Raw genomic sequence first — 558 nt, 5'->3', positions numbered from 1 at the left:
TTGCCGGCCTGCCACTGACCGGCACGCTGGCCGGCGCACTGGGCCCGGTGGTGGGCTTCGATTCCGCCACGCTGGCGGCAATCGGGCAGATGGGCGCGGTGTGGACGGGTGGCGGCACGCTGATCGCGTGGTCCTCCCTGATTGCGGTGGCCGGATTTGCCCGGGTGCCGGTGCTCGATGCGGTACGCGCCTTGCTGTTGCCGGTGCTGATCGGGCTGTGCGTATCCACCGTTTGCGCCATGTTCCTCTGGCGCTGAGCCTGTCGCATTGAGCCGCAGGGGCGAGGCCATCCGTGCCTCGCTTTTTTATTCCCGAAGCCGTAAATAGCCGCTTCCAAAAAGCAGTAGACAGTATACAATCTACATCAAGGTGTCGAGTGACGCGGATAACGCCACTCGGACCACGCTAAGCAGTCCCTCACAACCTTGAACTCGTTCCCCCAGGAGCTCCCGATGGCCGAACTGATGAACCGTGATGATTTCCGTGCCGCCCTTGAAAACGCCATCAAGGGCAAAAGCGCCAACAAAGCCCCCTTCAGCGTCGCCTGGGCCAGCGGCA

2 pseudogenes are annotated in these 558 nt (G+C 62.9%); both read left to right on the top strand.

The features are described from left to right. A pseudogene (locus tag AC1DS3_RS39390) lies at positions 1-257 on the top strand (hypothetical protein); the annotation flags it as partial. A gap of 195 nt (positions 258-452) precedes the next feature. Next, positions 453-558, top strand: a pseudogene (locus tag AC1DS3_RS39385) (TenA family transcriptional regulator); the annotation flags it as partial.

The organism is Cupriavidus sp. 01L46, assembly GCF_056399905.1.
The sequence above is the reverse complement of the archived record's forward strand: the minus strand, read 5'-3'. Positions and strand labels throughout refer to the sequence as shown.